This is a genomic window from Vibrio sp. 2132-1, assembly GCF_033344315.1.
In genome coordinates, this window is sequence record NZ_JAWPON010000132.1 from 1 (window position 1) to 956 (window position 956).

The following is a 956-nucleotide window of genomic DNA, read 5'->3' on the forward strand; positions in this document are numbered from 1 at the left end:
CAATCATTGGCAAAGGCTTAGCACGAATCCAAGGCGAGCAAATTAGCATTAACGTTACTCGTTTTAACGCTCCATCCTATGCGGTCGGAATTCCTCTAACATTAGAAGTTGTAGATGCAGAGCAGAAAGCATTCAAGCTAACTGAGGATAATGGCAGTGTCGTACTTGAAGGAAGAGTTGGTGAACTGCTTGAGAAGAATGGATACCAATTTTTAGCAACTGAATTAGTGGCTCAAACTGGTGACTCATTCACGGTCAGCAAAATCAGGAAATTAGATGCAATTAATAAACTTCAAGAAAACTTATCGATTAGCGAACGTGGTAAGCAAACCGGGATTATATCTTTAAGCTTCTCTGGTGAAGACCGCGCTAAGATTCAAGATATCTTGAACGACATTAGCCAAAACTACTTCTTACAAAACGTTCAAAGAAATTCTGCAGAGGCAGAGCAAAGCCTCGAGTTCTTGAAAGGTCACCTCCCAGACATCAAAACAAAACTGACCGCTTCTGAAGACGTTTTAAATCGGTTCCGTCAAGAAAATGAATCTATCGACTTAGGCCTTGAAGCTCAGTCAACGCTGAAAGTAATGGTTGAGTTAGAAGCACAGCTAAATGAGCTTACATTCAAAGAAAGTGAGATCAGCCAACGCTTCACACAGGATCACCCAGCTTATAAGTCGCTACTTGATAAACGTGAAACACTATTAAAAGAGAAAGAACGTCTTAATAAACAAGTTCAAAAGTTACCGAAAACACAGCGTGAAGTTCTACGTATGACACGCGATGTAGAAGTAAACCAACAAATCTACATCCAACTATTGAACAAGGTTCAAGAGCTCAACATTATTAAAGCCGGAACAGTTGGCAACGTTCGAATCTTAGATAGCGCTCAATCTTTCTCTAAGCCAATTAAGCCGAAAAAAGCGCTTATCGTTGTGCTAGCAACACTGCTTGGC

General features: G+C 40.6%; 1 protein-coding gene. It reads left to right on the top strand.

Annotated elements, in window-relative coordinates; translation table 11 throughout:
* The coding region (locus tag R8N47_RS23925; RefSeq protein WP_318185940.1) for a GNVR domain-containing protein at positions 1-956 on the top strand (956 nt) is incomplete at both ends.